The sequence below is a fragment of the Microbacterium sp. J1-1 genome (assembly GCF_024498615.1).
Lineage (GTDB): Bacteria > Actinomycetota > Actinomycetes > Actinomycetales > Microbacteriaceae > Microbacterium > Microbacterium aurugineum.
This window is the reverse complement of sequence record NZ_CP089590.1, coordinates 1,603,497-1,621,224: the sequence shown is the minus strand read 5'-3', so window position 1 is coordinate 1,621,224 and position 17,728 is coordinate 1,603,497. Positions and strand designations below refer to the sequence as shown.

17 protein-coding genes, 1 tRNA gene and 1 other RNA gene are annotated in these 17,728 nt (G+C 66.8%); 5 read left to right on the top strand and 14 right to left on the bottom strand.

What is annotated here, in order from left to right:
• Positions 1–6: 6 nt before the first annotated feature.
• The gene (locus LRQ07_RS07655; protein WP_256536312.1) at positions 7–1,539 is read right to left on the bottom strand and encodes an Ig-like domain-containing protein; all 1,533 of its coding nucleotides are present in this window, start codon (positions 1,537–1,539) and stop codon (positions 7–9) included.
• 197 nt (positions 1,540–1,736) lie between these two features.
• Positions 1,737–1,812, bottom strand: a tRNA-Lys gene (locus tag LRQ07_RS07650).
• 153 nt (positions 1,813–1,965) lie between these two features.
• Here LRQ07_RS07650 and LRQ07_RS07645 point away from each other — a divergent pair.
• Together LRQ07_RS07645 and LRQ07_RS07640 are read left to right on the top strand one after the other, a co-directional pair.
• A complete protein-coding gene (locus LRQ07_RS07645) occupies positions 1,966–2,763 on the top strand; it encodes an inositol monophosphatase family protein (protein WP_232761990.1) in 798 nt (265 codons plus the stop codon).
• Between the two features lie 21 nt (positions 2,764–2,784).
• Positions 2,785–3,354, top strand: a complete 570-nt coding sequence (locus LRQ07_RS07640; protein WP_256536311.1) for a hypothetical protein — start codon at positions 2,785–2,787, stop codon at positions 3,352–3,354.
• Between the two features lie 8 nt (positions 3,355–3,362).
• Here LRQ07_RS07640 and LRQ07_RS07635 read toward each other — a convergent pair whose 3' ends face one another.
• Positions 3,363–6,263 (bottom strand): HAD-IC family P-type ATPase, encoded by a 2,901-nt coding sequence (locus LRQ07_RS07635; RefSeq protein ID WP_319944140.1) that lies wholly within the window; start codon positions 6,261–6,263, stop codon positions 3,363–3,365.
• Between the two features lie 105 nt (positions 6,264–6,368).
• On the opposite strand from LRQ07_RS07635, the gene LRQ07_RS07630 reads away from it, so the two are divergent.
• Positions 6,369–6,965 (top strand): hypothetical protein, encoded by a 597-nt coding sequence (locus LRQ07_RS07630; protein ID WP_232761992.1) that lies wholly within the window; start codon positions 6,369–6,371, stop codon positions 6,963–6,965.
• A gap of 124 nt (positions 6,966–7,089) precedes the next feature.
• Here LRQ07_RS07630 and ssrA read toward each other — a convergent pair.
• Positions 7,090–7,459, bottom strand: a transfer-messenger RNA (tmRNA) gene (gene ssrA, locus LRQ07_RS07625).
• Positions 7,460–7,599: 140 nt separating this feature from the next.
• Between ssrA and LRQ07_RS07620 the strand changes: the two genes are divergently transcribed.
• A complete protein-coding gene (locus LRQ07_RS07620; RefSeq protein ID WP_256536309.1) occupies positions 7,600–8,265 on the top strand; it encodes an SIMPL domain-containing protein in 666 nt (221 codons plus the stop codon).
• A 6-nt stretch (positions 8,266–8,271) separates the two neighbouring features.
• Here LRQ07_RS07620 and hflX read toward each other — a convergent pair whose 3' ends face one another.
• A complete protein-coding gene (hflX, locus tag LRQ07_RS07615; RefSeq protein ID WP_256536308.1) occupies positions 8,272–9,783 on the bottom strand; it encodes a GTPase HflX in 1,512 nt (503 codons plus the stop codon).
• A 68-nt stretch (positions 9,784–9,851) separates the two neighbouring features.
• Between hflX and LRQ07_RS07610 the strand changes: the two genes are divergently transcribed.
• Positions 9,852–10,496 (top strand): class I SAM-dependent methyltransferase, encoded by a 645-nt coding sequence (locus tag LRQ07_RS07610; protein ID WP_232761995.1) that lies wholly within the window; start codon positions 9,852–9,854, stop codon positions 10,494–10,496.
• A 28-nt stretch (positions 10,497–10,524) separates the two neighbouring features.
• Here LRQ07_RS07610 and dapF read toward each other — a convergent pair whose 3' ends face one another.
• The 9 genes from dapF to LRQ07_RS07565 form a co-directional block, all read right to left on the bottom strand.
• Positions 10,525–11,397: a diaminopimelate epimerase gene (dapF, locus tag LRQ07_RS07605; protein WP_232761996.1), complete on the bottom strand. Its 873-nt coding sequence runs from the start codon at positions 11,395–11,397 to the stop codon at positions 10,525–10,527.
• A 22-nt stretch (positions 11,398–11,419) separates the two neighbouring features.
• The gene (locus LRQ07_RS07600) at positions 11,420–11,884 is read right to left on the bottom strand and encodes a GNAT family acetyltransferase (RefSeq protein ID WP_256536307.1); all 465 of its coding nucleotides are present in this window, start codon (positions 11,882–11,884) and stop codon (positions 11,420–11,422) included.
• Positions 11,881–12,408, bottom strand: a complete 528-nt coding sequence (locus tag LRQ07_RS07595; RefSeq protein WP_232761997.1) for a dihydrofolate reductase family protein — start codon at positions 12,406–12,408, stop codon at positions 11,881–11,883. The genes LRQ07_RS07600 and LRQ07_RS07595 overlap by 4 nt, the downstream gene beginning before the upstream one ends.
• A 42-nt stretch (positions 12,409–12,450) precedes the next feature.
• Positions 12,451–13,377, bottom strand: a complete 927-nt coding sequence (gene miaA, locus LRQ07_RS07590; protein WP_256536306.1) for a tRNA (adenosine(37)-N6)-dimethylallyltransferase MiaA — start codon at positions 13,375–13,377, stop codon at positions 12,451–12,453.
• Positions 13,374–14,921, bottom strand: a complete 1,548-nt coding sequence (gene miaB / locus LRQ07_RS07585) for a tRNA (N6-isopentenyl adenosine(37)-C2)-methylthiotransferase MiaB (RefSeq protein ID WP_047519280.1) — start codon at positions 14,919–14,921, stop codon at positions 13,374–13,376. Before miaB ends, miaA begins: the two co-directional genes overlap by 4 nt.
• A 49-nt stretch (positions 14,922–14,970) precedes the next feature.
• The gene (locus LRQ07_RS07580; protein ID WP_256536305.1) at positions 14,971–15,396 is read right to left on the bottom strand and encodes a regulatory protein RecX; all 426 of its coding nucleotides are present in this window, start codon (positions 15,394–15,396) and stop codon (positions 14,971–14,973) included.
• Positions 15,397–15,833: 437 nt separating this feature from the next.
• On the bottom strand, positions 15,834–16,883 hold the full coding sequence (gene recA / locus LRQ07_RS07575; RefSeq protein WP_047519284.1) for a recombinase RecA: 1,050 nt from the start codon (positions 16,881–16,883) through the stop codon (positions 15,834–15,836).
• 268 nt (positions 16,884–17,151) lie between these two features.
• Entirely contained in the window at positions 17,152–17,376 is a 225-nt protein-coding gene (locus LRQ07_RS07570; RefSeq protein WP_047519286.1) for a DUF3046 domain-containing protein, read from the bottom strand.
• 20 nt (positions 17,377–17,396) lie between these two features.
• The gene (locus LRQ07_RS07565; protein WP_026049981.1) at positions 17,397–17,705 is read right to left on the bottom strand and encodes a helix-turn-helix domain-containing protein; all 309 of its coding nucleotides are present in this window, start codon (positions 17,703–17,705) and stop codon (positions 17,397–17,399) included.
• Between the last annotated feature and the right edge of the window lie 23 nt (positions 17,706–17,728).

Here is a 17,728-nt window from a genome sequence, read left to right as displayed (position 1 = left end):
TGCGTCTTACTCCTGACGTCGGCGGGCGCGTGCCCCAGCGAACACCGTCAGAGCGATGCCGAGCAGGAGCGCTGCTCCCCCGCCCCAGAGGTACCCCGCCGGCACGTCTCCACCGGTTGTGGCCAGTGATCCCTGCCCCGTCAGCGGAAGCTCGTTCGGCGGGGTGACCGCGTCGGGCGGGGTGCCCGTGTCGGGCGTGGTCGGCGGAACCACCGGCGGCGTCACTGTGGCGGTGTTCGTGAGCGTGATCGCGATGACCGCACCCCCGCCGATCGTGAACTGGGCTGACCCATCAGCCCGCCCGCTGACGCCGCTGCCGGAGAACACAGGCGTACCCCACTCGACCCCCTCGACGGCCGGAGGCGTGAGTTCCACGAGGGTGACGACGGTACCCGCAGGCAACGGAATTCGAGACGTCGCCTCTCCTGCAGCCACCGTGAGCGTCCGCTCCACCGCCGGTTCGCCGTAGCTGTAGCGGACCGTGTAGACCGCGTCGGCCGGAACCTCCGACGAGCCCGATCCTTCGAGAACCTTGGTCAGCGTGAAGTCACCCGACGCGCTGCCGTCGCCTGTGCCCCCGCCCGTGACGCGCCAGGCCAGGTCATTCCGCAGCGTGAGACCGTTCACGTCGGCCACGTTCCCGTAGGTGGCGCCGGCGGCCTGCGAACTCGGCACGGTGAAGTACTTGACGAAGTAGGTGCGCGTCGGGTCGATCGGCCCGGGGATCACGAGATCGAACCCCGTTCCCTCCGCGTTCCAGCCGCCGGTCCAGTTCGACACGTCCTTGGCGTCCTGGTCGAGTCCGTCCGTGCTCCAGACGACGAGCGCCCCATCTTCGTTGTGATGCTCCGCGAACTGGTCGTCAGCCGTGGTCAGCATGTCGTGGATGACGAGGGAATCGACGTTCTGGAACTGTGCGCCGGGAAGGACCAGCTGCCACGCGATCCTGCCGTCGGCCGTCTGCCATGACCACTTCTGCGGTTCCGTGGGCAAGGGCGACGCCGGACCGATCCCGCCACCGGGGACCTCGACGGGCGTGATCTTGCCGTCGACGACGAACTCCACCGTGCTCTCGGTCGTCTGTTCGTCAGCGCTGGCTGCGAACCACAGCGATCCGTTGACTCCCGTGCGTCCGTCCACGAAGTCTGTGAGCGTGCAGGTGACGACGGGAGCGGCGTCAGCGCTCACGGTGCATTCGGCGACGGTCTGACTCGGATCCTCGACGGACGGCACCGAGAACGTCATTCCGGCGCGTCCGAGCTGGCTCGGGAGCGTGAATCCGAACGTCTGCCCGCCGACGGCGCCGTCCGGCACCGCCCACTCGGCATCGACACGGATCTGCTGGTACTGCGTGACCGATGATCCACCGTTCATCGTCGTGACGGTGATCGATGCCGCGTCGATGGCCGCGGGATAGTCGTACTCCGCGGCTGTCGCCGCTCCGGCGCCCAAGAACGTCATGACAGCGGTGAGCGCTGTCGCGGCGATGGCCGTGATGGTCGTTCGGCGTGCGCGTGCACGTCCAGGATGTGTGTTCACGTTTCTCCCCAGTTCTCTTGACACGCCACACCCGGATCCTGCTGTCATACAGCAGCGCATCCGTACGAGGTGCGGCGTATCCCCACGGGGAGAGACGACGTCCTGCCGATTCCGTTACGCGAGTTCCCGGAAATCCGTCGGGAGATCTCCATGAACGACGAAAGGTCCTGAAACTGGCGAGAGTTTCAAGACCTTTCTGGTGCACCCCCTGGGACTTGAACCCAGAACCCACTGATTAAGAGTCAGTTGCTCTGCCGATTGAGCTAGAGGTGCGTGGCCCGGGAGAACCCCGACCGAGGAATTACATTACCAGCCGACGGACCCCATGTGAAATCGAGGTCGCCTCGGGCGCGCCGCCGCCGACTCACGCGAAAACCTGGCCGTTCGACACTCTGGCCACGCCGTCGTGACGACTATTCTGAGACCGTGACCGACTCCCCCCTCACCGACTCCCTTCGCAGCGATCTCGAACTCGCACTCCGCCTCGCCGATGCCGCCGACGCCCAGTCGCTCCCCCGCTTCGACGCCGCCGATCTGGAGATCTCGACCAAGGCTGACAACTCCCACGTGACGGATGCCGACCTCGCCACCGAGCGCGCCATCCGCCGCGTCCTGGAAGCCGAGCGCCCCGAAGACGGCATCTTCGGTGAGGAGTTCGGCGCACAGGGAAGCACCCACCGCCAGTGGATCATCGATCCGATCGACGGCACAGCGAATTTCCTCCGTGGCGTTCCGCTCTGGGGCACGATGATCGCGCTCGCGATCGACGGAGTGCCGCAGGTCGGCGTCGTGAGTATGCCCGCTCTCGGTCGCCGCTGGTGGGCGGCCATGGGTGGCGGAGCCTGGACTGCCACCGAAGGCGAGCCCCGACGGATGCAGACCTCGGCGGTGGACTCCCTCGACGACGCCAGCGTCAGTTTCCAGAGCATCGCGCAGTGGGCGGACGCCGGTCGTCTCGACACCCTGCTGAGCATCGGCGCACGAGTCTGGCGTGACCGCGCCTACGGTGACGTCTACGCGTACATGCTCCTCGCCGAGGGCCGCATCGACATGGTCGCGGAATTCGGCGTCAAGGAGTACGACATCGCCGCCGCCGTGCCGATCGTCCGAGAAGCGGGTGGCCGGATGACCGCCGTCGACGGAGACGAGACGATCTCGGCGCGCTCGACACTGGCAACCAACGGCCGTCTCCACGACGACTTCCTGACACTCATCAACGACTGATCCGGACGAAAGGGGCCCGCGATGAAGACGCGCATCATGTCCGCCACCGCGGGCGTCGTGCTGCTCATCGCTGCCCTGACTGCGTGCGCGGCACCGGAGGCCTCCCCGGCCACGCCTACTCCGGATCGAGTGACCCCGAGTCCCGCGGCGACTCCCGAGCCGGCAGCATCGACGGCGCCCGAGCCTCCTGCCGAGGAGCTCACGTGCGAGTCCATGATCTCGGCGGGGACGGTCACCGCTCTCACGGACGCCGGATGGACCGCACAGTCCAAGGAGTTCGTCGTGGGCGGCGTCGAACTCACCGACGGCCTGCTGTGCTTCTGGGCCGACTACAGCGTCGGTTCCGATCACGGTCAGCTCTACGGCTGGTCGCCGACGACATCGGAAGAAGCCGCCGACGCGCAGGCCGGTCTCCTCGCCGAAGGGTGGAAACGTGAGGACGACGCCGCGGGCGTCTACTTCACCGAGGACCCTCAGTACTCGATGGGAACCGATGCGGACGGGTATGGGATGACCTACCTGTTCGGCGACGGATGGGTGAAGTTCGCCGACACCAGGCAGGGCCTGATCCTCGTCGAGTGGACGGGCTGAAGACGTCGCTACGGCCGCGCGGCGCCCATCGAGCTCTCTCTGATGCGTCCGAATCCCCGCGCGACCGGGGGTGACCACATCAGCGTGATGAGGGTCGCAGCCACCAGCACTGTCACCGCCGCACCCCAGTCCCACCGCTCGCCGAAGACGATGACGACGGCGTTGAGCGCGATGGCGACTCCGAGGAAGATCGTGAGCATGAGCCGCGAGAGTCCACTGCCACGACGTATTCCGGCAGCGACCGCGAGCACCAGAAGGCCGAACAAGGCGATCGCCGCACCGGCGAGGGAGAACGCCGACGTGCTCACGTCCGGGTCGTAGCGACCGAGGAAGACGAGGATGCCGAAGCCCGTCGCGAGGACACCGAACGCATACGCGAGCACCACGACCACCGTCGTGATGATGCCCGCAACGACGCGAGCCGGGGGGGTCGTCGCCGTCGACGGCCGCGCGCCGACCCGCGTGGTCGAACCCTTCTTCGGGCTCAGGACGAGGCGGCGGTGAAGCAGACGCACCACCTCTATCGCGGCGACCATCACGATCGTGATCCCCGTGAGCGCGATGGCGAGGTCTTCACCCGGGTCGACCAGCACGAAGAACGCTCGGGCGAGCGGGATGGTGAAGACCGCGATCAGCAGGACGAACATCGCCCCCACGACGATCACCTTGAACCGGTTGAGCGGACGTGCGAGGACCGCCAAGATCCAGATCCCGACCACTGCGAGGATCACGGTGGCGCCGGTGCGCAGCTGTTCCTCCTGGACTCCGAGGCCTCGCGCGACGAACGTGTACCAGGTCAGGCCCAGGGCGACCACGACTCCCGAAGGGATCGCGAAGCTCAGCGAACGTCGCAGGAACCCCGGCACGTACCGGGCCGCGTTGGGCATGAGGGCGAGGAAGAAGGCGGGAATGCCGATCGTCAGACCATCGGTGATCGACAGTTGGCGCGGCAGGAAGGGGAACTCGAGCACGAGCACCCCGAACATGATCGCGAGCAGTGTCGCGTACACGGTCTTGTTCAGGAAGAGCATCGATACGCGTTCGATGTTCGCGATCACCTGACGCCCTTCCGCGACGACATCGGGCAGGTGCGAGAACTGTCCGTCGAGGAGGACGAGCCTGGCGACCGCCTTGGTGGCGGGTGATCCGGAGTTCATGGCGATGCCGATGTCCGCAGCCTTGATGGCCAGGGCATCGTTGACGCCGTCGCCCGTCATCGCGACCGTGTGCCCGTGGCTCTGCAACGCGGTGACCATGCGCTTCTTCTGCTCGGGGGTGACGCGCCCGAAGACCGAGTGCCGATCGAGGACGTCGGCGAGTTCGGCATCGCCTTCCGGCAGCCGCCGTGCGTCGTAGCCCTCAGCGACGTCGAGGCCGACTTCACGGGCGATCGCAGCCACCGTGCGCGGGTTGTCGCCGGAGATGATCCGGATGCCGACCTCCTGCCGTGTGAAGTACTCGAGGGTCTGCGCCGCGTCGGGCCTGACCTGCTCGCGGAACGTGAGGACGAGGACGGCCGTCAGCTCACTCGGAAGCTGCTCGGACTCGATATCCGTCTCGGACAGCGGCGTCTCGGAACGACCGAGGACCAGAGTGCGCCGACCGGTCTCAGCGAGGGTGGTGACCGTGCGTCCGAGCTCGGTCGCGTCCGAGGTCGCCACGTCTCCGAAGACCATCTCGGGCGCCCCCATCACCCAGGTTCCGGGGATCTCCGCGAACGTCACCGCGCTCCACTTGCGCGCCGAGGAAAACGGAACGTATCCGCGCACGACGAGGGGCTGCGTGACCGGATATGCCGTGGCCATTGATCGCGCCGTCGCGTTCGCATCTGGCGAGGCGGCGAACCAGGACAGGACCGCCGCGGCGGTGCCGGAGAGCTCCGTCGTGCTTCCGGCGAGGGGATGCGCCACGTCGAAACCGATCTCCCCGACCGTCAGGGTGCCGGTCTTGTCGAGGCACACGACATCGACGCGCGCGAGGCCCTCGACGGCGGGGAGCTCATTGACCAGCACTTGTCGACGCGCGAGTCTCGATGCCCCGACGGCGAAGGCGATGCTCGTCATCAGCACCAGGCCGAGCGGGATCATCGCGGTCAGCGCCGCGATGGTGTTCACGACCGCCTGCACCCATGCGCCGCTCGAGAACACCGTGGCGTATCCTCCACCGACGATGATCTGAGCGTTCAGCACCAGCAGCCCGACCGGGCCGATCACCCAGCTCACCCATTTCAGAACGCGGTCGACCGAAGCGCGGAGCTCGCTCGAGACGAGGGAGAAGCGCTTGGCCTCGCCGGCGAAGCGGTTCGCGTACGAGTCCGCCCCCACTCGGGTCGCCTGAGCAGTCCCTTCGCCGCCGACGACGACAGCACCCGAGAGAGCATCGTCGCCCGGTTGCTTCTCCACCGGATCCGACTCGCCCGTGAGCATCGACTCGTCGATCTGGAGTCCATGCGACGTGAGGATGCGGGCATCAGCCGGCACCTGTTCACCGGCGCGCAGGATGAGCACATCGTCCAGGACCACTTCGCCGGGTGCGACCTCGGCTTGCACGCCCTCTCGGAGCACCAATGCTCGTGGCGCATTCATCAACGCGAGGCGGTCGAGCGCGGACTTCGCGCGGAACTCCTGCACGCATCCGATGATCGCGTTCGCGAAGGCAGCGAGTCCGAACAGCGCATCCTGCCAGCGCCCCACGAGGAACAGCACGAGGAAACAGGCGAAGACGATGCCGTTGAAGAGCGTGAACACATTCGCCCGCACGATGCTCCACGCGCTTCGGCTCGTATCCGCCGAGAACGCGTTCGTCTTCCCGGACGCGACACGCTCTGCGACCTCCGCGCGCGTCAGACCGTTCGTGTCAGTTTCGGTCGTCGACTCCACAGACCTCAATATAGGTCCCTGCCCCGCCATCCACAGCGGCCGGGTCTCGCTGACCGGCTACTCGTCTCTGCTATCGTCTTCCAGGCGCCGAGGCCTCAGCTGTCGGGCCGCTCCACCCGTACCGAAGGATGCCCCGTGCCCGAACAGAGCCCCGTCCCCGCGCGCTCAGCGCTTTCTCGCCGCACCGTGATCGGCGCCGCGGCCTGGGCTGTGCCCGTCGTCGCCGTGACTGTCGCCGCCCCCGCGCACGCGGCGAGCGGAGGAGCCCTCGACGCGAGCGGCGTCGTCCTCACGTTCACCGGTCCGCAGTGGAGCTCGGAGTTCACGCTCACCGGGCAGCTCGCTCTCTCCCCGGCCGCACCGGCTCCGACCGACGTGACCATGACGATCACGTGGCAGGGCACGGGGGCCAACGCCGGCGCGCAGGGCCTCTACATCTACGGAGGCGGCACGCCACCCATCGAGGCCGGAGTCACGGGTTGGACCTACCTGCAGGGGGCACCGGACAATCAGCTTCACACGACCGTCATCCTCAGCGCCTCCGCCCCAGCTGGTACGACTTCGATCCCGACTGTCTCCATCTACGACGGCGACACGTCGCTGCCGATCATGTACGGCGCGGAGACGCCCAACGGCGGGAGTTCCTTCTGGGACGGCATCATCACGATCCGCTTCGCCGCCCCCGGCTACGTCGACGCGGTCATGACGGTGCCCTACACCCAAGTGGTGTGAGGCAATCGTCTCGGGTCTGCACGTCAATCGGACCGCGCTGGCGGATGAGAAGCCGGACAAACAGCGAAGCCCGCCTCCCTCGTGGCTACGAGGGAGGCGGGCTTCAATTCCTGTGACAACGACGTGGTGGAGCTGGGGGGAATCGAACCCCCGTCCAACGCTGAGTCTCCACGCCTTCTCCGGGCGCAGTCTGTGAAGACGTTCTGCTCGGCTCCGACCTTTGTCACAGACACCTAAGTCGACGAGCCCAGCCTGGGAAGAGTCCCACGTGACGTCCAGACGCCATCACGCAGCAAGATTCCTAGATGACGCCAGGATCCGTATCGGAATCACATACGGCCTGACGGACTATCGGGCTCGCTTATGCAGCGAGGGCGAAGTCGTTGCGCTTGGTTTCGGCAACTATTTTTTTGCAGAGAGCGTTTACGAGATAACTCTGCATCCTCGGCCCGCTTCTCGTGGATTCACAGGCGCTGTCGAAACCGATCAGCCCCGTGGTCCTTCTCTCGAAGGAGCCGTTGTCACACTATGGAATTGCCAACCCGGATGACGAACACCCGAGCATCTCAGACTACAACGTTCGACGGCTCTCCGCCATTCCCCAGGGCGTGATGAGCTGGCGTAGAGTCGGCCCATGAGTGAAGTCACCGTCACCGTCCGCGGCGAGCACGAGAGGCGCGTCGCACCGGAGAGAGCAACCATCCGCGTGAGCGTCCGCAGCGAGGGGCCGGAGCGGACGGTCGTCGTCGAGCACGTGATGCGGCTGGCCGACCCTGTGCGACGCAGCATCACCGAGCGAGCCGACACGGGCAGCATCGTGGACTGGACCAGCACTCGTCTCTCGGTGCGTGCGGAGCGGCCGTGGAGCAACGAAGGCAAGCGCCTCGCACCCGTGTTCTACGCCAGCGTCGACTTCACCGCGACCTTCGCGGAAGCATCCGAGCTTTCGATCTGGGCCTCCGACATCTCGCCGTGGGACGGCGTCGAGGTGGGCGGGGTCGAGTGGCACCTGACCCCCGACACCCGGACGCAGATCGAACAAGAGGTCGCTGCGGAGGCCGTCGGCGTCGCCGTCACACGGGCTCAGGCGTACGCCGGGGCGCTCGGACTGGCGCAGGTCACTCCCCTCGAGATCGCTGACGCGGGCCTGATCTCGAAGGGTCAGGGCTCCGCAGAGGCGCCGCTGATGAAGGCGCGCGGAGGTATCGCTTTCGCTGCCGACGCCGGCCCCGCGATGGAGTACGAACCGGACGAGATCGTCATCTCGGCGACCGTCGAGGCCCGCTTCCTCGCCCGCTGACCCGGATCACTCCGGCGTCGCGAAGGGAGCGAGTTCCGCCGCGAGACGCTCGGACACCCGAGCATGAACGGCGGTACCCTCCTCCCGATGATCCACGGCGAGCAACATCCCGGACTCGTGGATCGCGGCGACCAGGTCGCCGCGATCGTAGGGGATCACCGCGTGGACCTCGACTGCCGGCTTGGGGAGTGCGTCCTCGATGGCGGCACGCAGCTCCGCGATTCCCTCGCCGGACCGTGAAGACACGAAGTGCGCGTGCGGCTGAAGGCCGCGGAGCACCAGACGCTCGTCCTCGTCGATCAGATCCGCCTTGTTGAAGACCACGATCTCGGGCAGATCCCGTACGCCGACATCACCGAGCACGTCGCGCACGGTCTGAAGCTGACCCGCCGGGTCGGGGTGCGAGCCGTCGACGACGTGGAGCACGACGTCGGCTTCCCCGACCTCTTCCAGCGTCGAACGGAAGGCCTCGACGAGCTGATGCGGCAGGTCACGGACGAAACCGACGGTGTCGGTCAACGTGTACACGCGTCCGTCCTCCGTCTCGGATCGCCGCACCGTGGCATCGAGCGTCGCGAACAGCGCGTTCTCGACCAGCACTCCGGCGCTCGTGAGCGCATTGAGCAGACTCGACTTGCCGGCGTTCGTGTACCCCGCGATCGCGACCGACGGGATCGTGTTGCGCTTGCGCTCGGCGCGCTTCGCCTCACGAGCCGGACCGAAGTCTCGGATCTGACGCCGCAGCAGAGCCATCTTGGTCCGGATCCGCCGACGGTCGAGTTCGATCTTGGTCTCACCGGGACCGCGCGAGCCCATGCCCGCGCCGCCGGCGCCCACCTGCCCACCGGCCTGACGACTCATCGAGTCACCCCATCCGCGCAGACGCGGAAGCAGGTATTCCAGCTGCGCGAGTTCGACCTGGGCCTTGCCCTCACGGCTCTTCGCGTGCTGGCTGAAGATGTCGAGGATCACCGTGGTGCGGTCGATGACCTTGACCTTGACGACGTCTTCGAGTGCACGACGCTGGCTCGGCGCGAGCTCCGCGTCGGCGATCACCGTGTCAGCGCCCACGGCGGCGACGATGTCTTTGAGTTCCTGCGCCTTGCCGCGACCGAGATATGTGGCGGCATCGGGATGCGGCCGGCGCTGAAGCACGCCATCGAGCACCACGGCACCGGCGGTCTCCGCCAACGCCGCGAGTTCACGGAGCGAGTTCTCGGCATCCTCCTGCGCGCCCTGCGGGTACACGCCGACGAGGACGACGTTCTCCAGACGCAGCTGCCGGTACTCGACCTCGGTGACGTCCTCGAGCTCTGTCGAAAGCCCGCCGACGCGACGAAGCGCGTGACGGTCTTCGAGGTCCCACTGCGCACCATCGGTGCTTCCGTGGGAGGCCGTCGATTCATCCTGCAGCGCCTGTGCTGCGCCGAACACGTGCACGTCGGAACGCTTCTCTGCGCTCGCGAGTACGCGATCGACGGTGTGGTCGTCGGTGGAGGGGGTGGTGGTCTCCGTCATCCGTTCCTTGTCTCTGCGTTTCGTAGCGAGCCTTAACCTTAGCCCGCGCTGTCCGGTACGCTCGCCCTATGGGGTCCGATCACTACTTCACTGCGGCCCCGGCAAGCCCCGAGAACCTTCGTAAGATCCGCGTATCGCTCGCAGGTCGAGAGCTCGAACTCACCACCGCCGGTGGTGTCTTCAGCCCGGATCGTCTCGACGCCGGCACTGCAGTGCTCCTCGCCAACACGCCTCCGGTTCCCCCGGGCGGCGACCTTCTCGACCTCGGGAGCGGTTGGGGTCCTGTCACGATCTCGATGGCCCTCGCCTCTCCCCATGCGACGGTGTGGGCCGTCGACGTGAATGAGCGCGCCCTGGATCTCGTCCGCCGCAACGCGGCTGCTCTCGGGCTCACCAATGTCAACGCATCTCTGCCCGACGATGTTCCCGCGCACGTGTCGTTCCGCACGATCCGCTCGAATCCGCCCATCCGCGTCGGCAAGAACGAGCTCCACGGGCTGTTGGAACGGTGGATCCCGCGACTCGACGAGCGCAGCGACGCGTGGCTCGTGGTGCAGCGCAACCTCGGGGCCGACTCGCTGCAGCGCTGGATCGGCGCGACGTTCCATCCGGGCTACAGCGTCTTCCGAACCGCCACCGGCAAGGGGTACCGGATCCTGAAGGTCCGTAAGCACGGCACGCTCCCGACGGAGCCGATCGCACTCTCCGAGTAGTGACTGTCGCCGTCGTCTTGGACGACGGTCAGACGAGGTCGACCTCGCCCTGGAACACCAGCTGGGCCGGGCCTGAGAGCGCGACGTGCTCCCCGTCCTCGGCCGGGAACATGCGTACGCCGAGGGTGCCGCCCGGCACTTCCACCTGCCAGTTGTTCGGCGCCTTCTCCCCCGCCCAGTAGCGTACGGCCAGCGCTGTCGCGGCGACGCCGGTACCGCAGCTGAGGGTCTCGCCCACACCCCGCTCATGGACGCGCATGCTCACGTGTCCGACGCCATCGCGCACGAGCGGCTCCCCTGGCACGACGAACTCGACGTTCGCCCCCTCGGGAAGCGAAGGATCGAGATCAGGTGCGCGGTGCAGCTCGAGGCCGGCGAGCTCGGCTTCCGAGGCGAGCGCCACGACGACGTGCGGATTGCCGACATCGATCCCGAGGCCGGGACGCGTGACGGGGAGCCCGTCGACACGCACGAGCGGGTCGTCGCCCGAGAGCTTCCAGCGGCCGAGGTCGACCTGGTATCCGGTCGCGCTTCGAGTCACGTCGCGCACACCGGCCCGCGTACCGATGGGCAGGGTGGATCCGTGCTCGATGGTCGCGAGACCGGAGCGAACCAGGTAGTGCGCGAACACCCGGATGCCGTTACCGCACATCTCGGCGAGCGAACCGTCGGCGTTGCGGTAGTCCATGAACCACTCGGCAGCAGGTTCCTCCGCCAGCGCGGCCTCGCCATCGGCGATCGCCTCGGATCGGACGACGCGGAGGATGCCGTCCGCACCGATACCGAAGTGGCGGTCGCAGAGGACGGTGACCTGTTCCACCGTCAGATCGAGTGCCCCGTCGGGGTCAGCGATGATGATGAAGTCGTTGCCCGTGCCGTGCCCTTTGGTGAATGCGACCATGCCCCCAGTCTAGAGAGCGGGGCTAGGCGTCGGAGACGAGACGCTTTCCCGTGTTGGCCACGGTGAACCGCTCGTACCCGAGGGCATCGTAGAAGCCGAGGACGTGTTCATTGCCCTCTCGGACCATCAGTTGCACCTTCGGACATCCCATCGCTTCGAGCACGCGCTCGGCCTCCGCCACCAGTGCTCGCGCGATTCCGAGGCCACGGTGAGACGCTGCCGTCGCGAGGTAGTAGAGCCACCCTCGATGACCGTCATACCCGGCCATCACCGATCCGATCACCTCGTCGTCCTTCGTCACCGCGACGAGGAACCCTTCGGGCTGCATGGCGAGCTTGCGCTCGATGTCGACACGCGGATCATTCCACGGCCGCGTGAGCCCGGCTTCTTCCCAGAGAGCGACGACGGCGTCCATATGAACGCGTTCGAACCGACGGACGGCCCAGTCCGCCGCACCGTAGGTCGGCGACTCGTTCGACACGCTCACGCGGACACCACGGAATAGCGTCCACACAGGAAGTTCCGATTGCGCGCGACCTCCAGGAGCTCGAGGTCGAGCCTGCGCGGGAGCAAAGGTGCGCCGGAGCCCAGCGTCACGGGCGCATACTGCACCCAGACCTCGTCCAGCAGCCCCGCATCGGCGAACTGACCCGCGAGGTCTCCCCCGCCGACGATCCAGATGTCCTGATCGCCCGCCGCCGCCGACATCTCGGCATGAACGCTCTGCACGTCCTGCTGGGTCAGCCGCACATCGGCGTTCTTCGGGAGTTGGAGTTCACGGTGGGAGAACACCCAGGTCGGCTGGCTGTAGCCCCATCGACCCTCTTCGTGGCGCATGACCCACTCGTACGTCGATGACCCCATGGCCAGGGCGCCGACGTTCTTCTCGAACGCGTTGTACCCCATCGGACCATCGGGATCGACATCCTGCGTCAGCAACCAATCGAGCGAATGCTCGTCTGTCGCGATGAACCCATCGAGGCTGGAGGCGGTGAAGAAATGGGTGACCATGCCCTCAGCCTCCCACCACTCACCGACATCGAAGGCGGTCGGTCACGACGACGCGGTCTCGGCTCCGAGGAGCGCCTCCGCGTCCGCGGGTGCGGTCCACCACTCCAGCTCCGGGTACCGCTTGAACCACGAGACCTGCCGACGCGCGTAACGGCGGGTCAAGGCTTGCGTCTGAGCGATGGCGGCGGCTTCGTTCAGACTCCCGTCGAGCTGGGCCAAGGCCTGCGCATAGCCGATGGCTCGCGGAGCGGTGACACCACGTTCGAGGCCGTGCTCCCGCAGGCCTGCGACCTCTGCGACGAGACCGGCCTCCCACATCCGCTCGACGCGGGCATCGAGGCGAGGCACCAGGTCGGCGCGATCGACGTGCAGGCCGATCACCCGTGTTCGCGGGTGCCACAGCACGGGCCTTTCAGGCAAGGCGGCGCCGTGTGTACTGCCCCCCTGCTCGAGGACTTCGAGGGCTCGGATGACGCGGCGGCTGTTTCGCGGGTCGACCTTCGCCGCCGCCGCAGGATCCTGGGAACGGAGACGCTCGAGCAGTCCGGCGAGGCCCGCGGACTCCAACTCGCGCTCGAGGCGCTCACGGATCGCAGGGTCGCGCGGCGGGAAGTGGAACTCGTAGACGACGCTCGACACGTACAAGCCGGATCCACCCACGAGGATCGCGTCCCCGCCGCGCTGATGGATCGCACCGATCGCCTCTCGCGCCACCGGCTGATACCAGGCCACCGCCGCTTCTTCGGCGACCTCACGCACGTCGAACAGGTGGTGCGGGATGCCGCGCCGCTCTGCCACGGGCAGCTTCGCGGTTCCGATGTCCATGCCCCGGTAGAGCTGCATGGCGTCGGCGTTCACGATCTCGGCCGGGTTGCCCCGAGCACGCAACGCCTCCGCGAGATCGAGCGCAAGCTCGCTCTTCCCGGTGCCGGTCGCCCCGACGATCGCCCAGAGGCGCGGGTCGCTCACACTCCGACGCGTAGCGTGGGAAGGCCGAGCGAGACCGGTCGCGGGCCGCCCTCTGCCGCGGGCGTCGGGACCGCGCAGGACTCGGCCTGCCCGCGATCCCACGCGTCGCCGCCGCGGGTCCGACGGATGCGCAGCGGAGCGCCGGTCGGGTCATCCGCGAGCAGGTGGAACGGTGCCGCATGGGTCACCGTGACCGTCACGACGTCGCCCGGCCGCGGAAGAGCCGAACCGTCGGTCACCTCGAAATGCACCAGCCGGTTGTCTTCGGCGCGGCCAGTGAGCCGGTGGGTCTCCGCGTCCTTTTTGCCTTCGCCGGTCGAGACCAGCACCTCGACCTCGCGACCGACCTGCTTCTGGTTCTCTTCCAGGGAAATGCGCTCCTGCAGGGCGATCAGTCGGTTGTACCGCTCCTGCACGATCTCCTTGGGCACCTGGTCCTCCATCGTGGCGGCAGGGGTGCCCTCGCGGATCGAATACTGGAAGGTGAACGCGGCAGAGAATCGTGCCTGTTCGACGACGCGCAGTGTGTCTTCGAAGTCCTCGTCCGTCTCGCCCGGGAATCCGACGATGATGTCGGTGGTGATCGCCGCGTTCGGGATTCGTTCGCGGACCCGATCGAGGATTCCGAGGAAACGCTCGCTGCGGTACGAACGACGCATGGCTTTGAGGATGCGATCGCTTCCGGACTGGAGCGGCATGTGCAGCTGCGGCATCACGTTCGGCGTCTCGGCCATCGCATCGATCACGTCGTCGGTGAATGCCGCGGGGTGCGGACTGGTGAACCGGATCCGCTCGAGTCCGTCGATCTCGCCCGCCGCGCGGAGAAGCTTGCCGAACGCCTGACGATCGCCGAACTCGACCCCGTAGGAGTTCACGTTCTGCCCGAGCAGAGTGACCTCGATCGCGCCGTCATCCACGAGGAGACGGATCTCGTTCAAGATGTCGCCAGGACGACGATCTTTCTCCTTCCCGCGCAGGCTGGGGACGATGCAGAAAGTGCAGGTGTTGTTGCAGCCCACGGAGATGGATACCCAGCCGCTGTGCGCGGAGTCGCGCTTCGTCGGCAGCGTGGACGGGAAGACCTCGAGCGACTCGAGGATCTCGAGCTCGGCATCACCGTTGTGGCGTGCGCGCTCGAGGAGGCCGGGCAATGAGCCCATGTTGTGGGTTCCGAACACGACGTCGACCCACGGAGCCTTGTCGAGGACGGCCTGCTTGTCCATCTGCGCCAGACACCCGCCCACCGCGATCTGCATGCCGTGCTTGCGTCGCTTCACCGAGGCGAGGTGCCCCAGCGTGCCGTACAGCTTGCCGGCGGCGTTGTCTCGCACGGCACAGGTGTTGATGATCACCACATCGGCTTCGGCACCGTCGAGCGCACGCACATAGCCGGCGCTCTCCAACGAGCCGGAGAGCCGTTCAGAGTCATGCACGTTCATCTGACACCCGAAGGTGCGGACTTCGTAGGATCGCTGTCGCCCGTCGTCGTCGACGGCCGCCGACGACGCACTGATGATCGTCGGTTCACTGCGCGGAATAGTCATGATCAACCCATTGTACGAGCCGATTCCACGCGTGTGCCGCGTCGGGATCTCAGTCCGAGTCGACGAATCGGACGCCCGAGGTCCCCCTGCCGAACGTCGCCTCCTGCAATGCCGTCTTCGCCGCCTTCATCGCTGTCGATCCGTTGTAGCCGCGACGCGAGAGCTGCCCCATCAGACGCCGAAGCGCCGTGTCGTGGTCCAACCGGGCGAGCGAACGAGCCTTGCTCCGAGCGAACTCGAGAGCGCGTTCGTCGTCATCGTCGGGTAGCTCATCGAGCGTGAGGTCGATAACCTCGCGCGGGATGCCCCGCTGGGCCAGCGCCCGGGAGAGTGCGACTCGCCCCTGCCCCTTCCGCTCCACTCCCGACGTCACCAGAACCTCGGCGAGAGCGGCATCGTCGAGGTAGCCTCGGCGTCCGAAGTCTTCGATCACCTCGTCGATCGTGGCGCTGTCGAGCTCGTGTCCCCGCAACATCTGACGCGCTTCGGAAACCGACAGCGAGCGGGCTCGCAGCTTCCGTACGAGCGACTCTTCGGCCGCGGTACGGGCCTCGTCCGGATCAACCTCGTCGCCACCCGACGCCTCGTTGGATGTGTCGAGCGCATGGAGACGGGGCCCAGAGCTCGCCTCGCCTGCTCGCCCGGCTCCCGGTCTCGCAGATGCTCCTCGGGCGGGATGGCGGTCACTGGGCGTGCCCGCATCGGACGTCGTCCCGAGCGCGGATCCGCGAGACGGAGTGTCCCACGTCGATCGCCACGCTCCGGCGTCGTTCGTGTGGCCGGGCTCGGCTTCCGAGACGACGTCGCTTCGTGCCGCAGCACTCCGGCCAGGGTCAGCCTGAGGGCGAGCACTGCTGAAGAGAGGAATGATGGGGGCGATCCGCTCGGAATCGCCCCCACGTGTGTCATTCATCAAGCCGGACGACGCTCGGCGAGCTCGTCAGCGGCGTCAGGAGCGACGAGCTGCGCACCGATACCGAGCTTCTGCTTGATCTGCGTCTCGATCGCGAGAGCGATATCGGGGTTGTTCAGCAGGAACGTACGGGCGTTCTCCTTGCCCTGCCCGAGCTGGTCGCCGTCGTAGGTGTACCACGAGCCCGACTTCTTGACGATGGCATGCTCGACGCCGAAATCGATCAGGCTGCCTTCGCGTGAGATGCCGACGCCGTAGAGGATGTCGAACTCCGCCTGCTTGAAAGGCGGAGCCATCTTGTTCTTCACGACCTTGACCCTGGTGCGGTTACCGACAGCATCGGTCCCGTCTTTCAGCGTCTCGATACGACGGATGTCCATCCGGACGGACGCGTAGAACTTCAATGCCTTACCACCGGCCGTGGTCTCGGGCGAGCCGAAGAAGACACCGATCTTCTCGCGGAGCTGGTTGATGAAGATCATCGTGGTGTTCGTCTGGTTCAGGCCACCGGTCAGCTTGCGAAGCGCCTGCGACATGAGTCGAGCCTGCAGACCAACATGCGAATCACCCATCTCTCCCTCGATCTCGGCGCGCGGCACGAGCGCGGCGACGGAGTCGATGACGATCAGGTCGATCGCCCCGGATCGAACGAGCATGTCGGCGATCTCGAGCGCCTGCTCACCGGTGTCGGGCTGCGACACCAGGAGCGCGTCGATGTCGACACCGAGCTTCGCTGCGTAGTCGGGGTCGAGAGCGTGCTCCGCGTCGATGAAGGCCGCGATACCGCCGGCGCGCTGTGCGTTCGCGATCGCATGCAGCGTCAGCGTGGTCTTACCCGAGGACTCCGGTCCGTAGATCTCGACGATTCGACCACGCGGGAGTCCGCCGACGCCGAGGGCGACGTCGAGCGCGATGGAGCCGGTCGGGATGACCGCAACGGGGGCGCGCTCATCACTGCCCAGCCGCATGACCGAGCCCTTTCCGAACTGACGGTCGATCTGGGCGAGGGCGGTCTCGAGGGACTTCTCGCGGTCTGCGGGTGATGGCATGATGTGCTCCTTCTGCGCGCGTGGTGCCGCCTGTAGGCTGTCGCGGCCCTCCCGGTTGGGAGTGACTCTCCGACAAGGCGTATGGCTCTTCGGCTTGTTCTCCACCGTACGAGGGGCCACCGACATCGTCTCGGCAAACTCACGTTCGGTGGACAATCACAGCTCTGAACCACCTGTGCAGAAGACTACGCTCTCTTCGAACGAATATTCGACGACACGCCGCCGATCGCACACCGTGTGCCGTAACCCGCGGACATCGCCGACGGAGTCAGTGCCCGCGCGGCTCCAGACGGCCGACACCGTGACGCCGGTTCTCCGGGACGTCCATCTCCACGCACAGCGCGAGCCAGATCTCACGGGGCGGTGTCCCGTCGGCCAACGCCTCGAGCGCCGTGCGACCACGAAGAGCCGAGAGTCCGAGATCGTTCACCAATGACGATGCTCGTGCCTGGAACTCGGTGTCGACCGCGCGCAGAAACTCGCTACGACGCATCGTTCACTCCGGCACCCTGCTCAGTGCAACGAGAGCTGAGGCTCGACCGACGCCACGAGGTCGTCCGGAACGACGTCCGGGAAGACCTGGATGCCCTCGAGAACCGAGATGCGGTCCCCGACCTCGCGCATGATCGTCGAGATGGGCACATCGAGAGCATCGGCGACGGATGCGAGGATCTCGCTCGACGCTTCCTTCTGCCCACGCTCGACCTCACTGAGGTAGCCGAGCGCAACCGACGCCTTGCTTGCAACCTGCCGGAGCGTGCGCCCCTTCTGCAGGCGGAAGTCCCTCAGCACATCGCCGATTTCCTGTCGTACAAGAATCATCGGAACCTCCTCCCCGTGTGGTC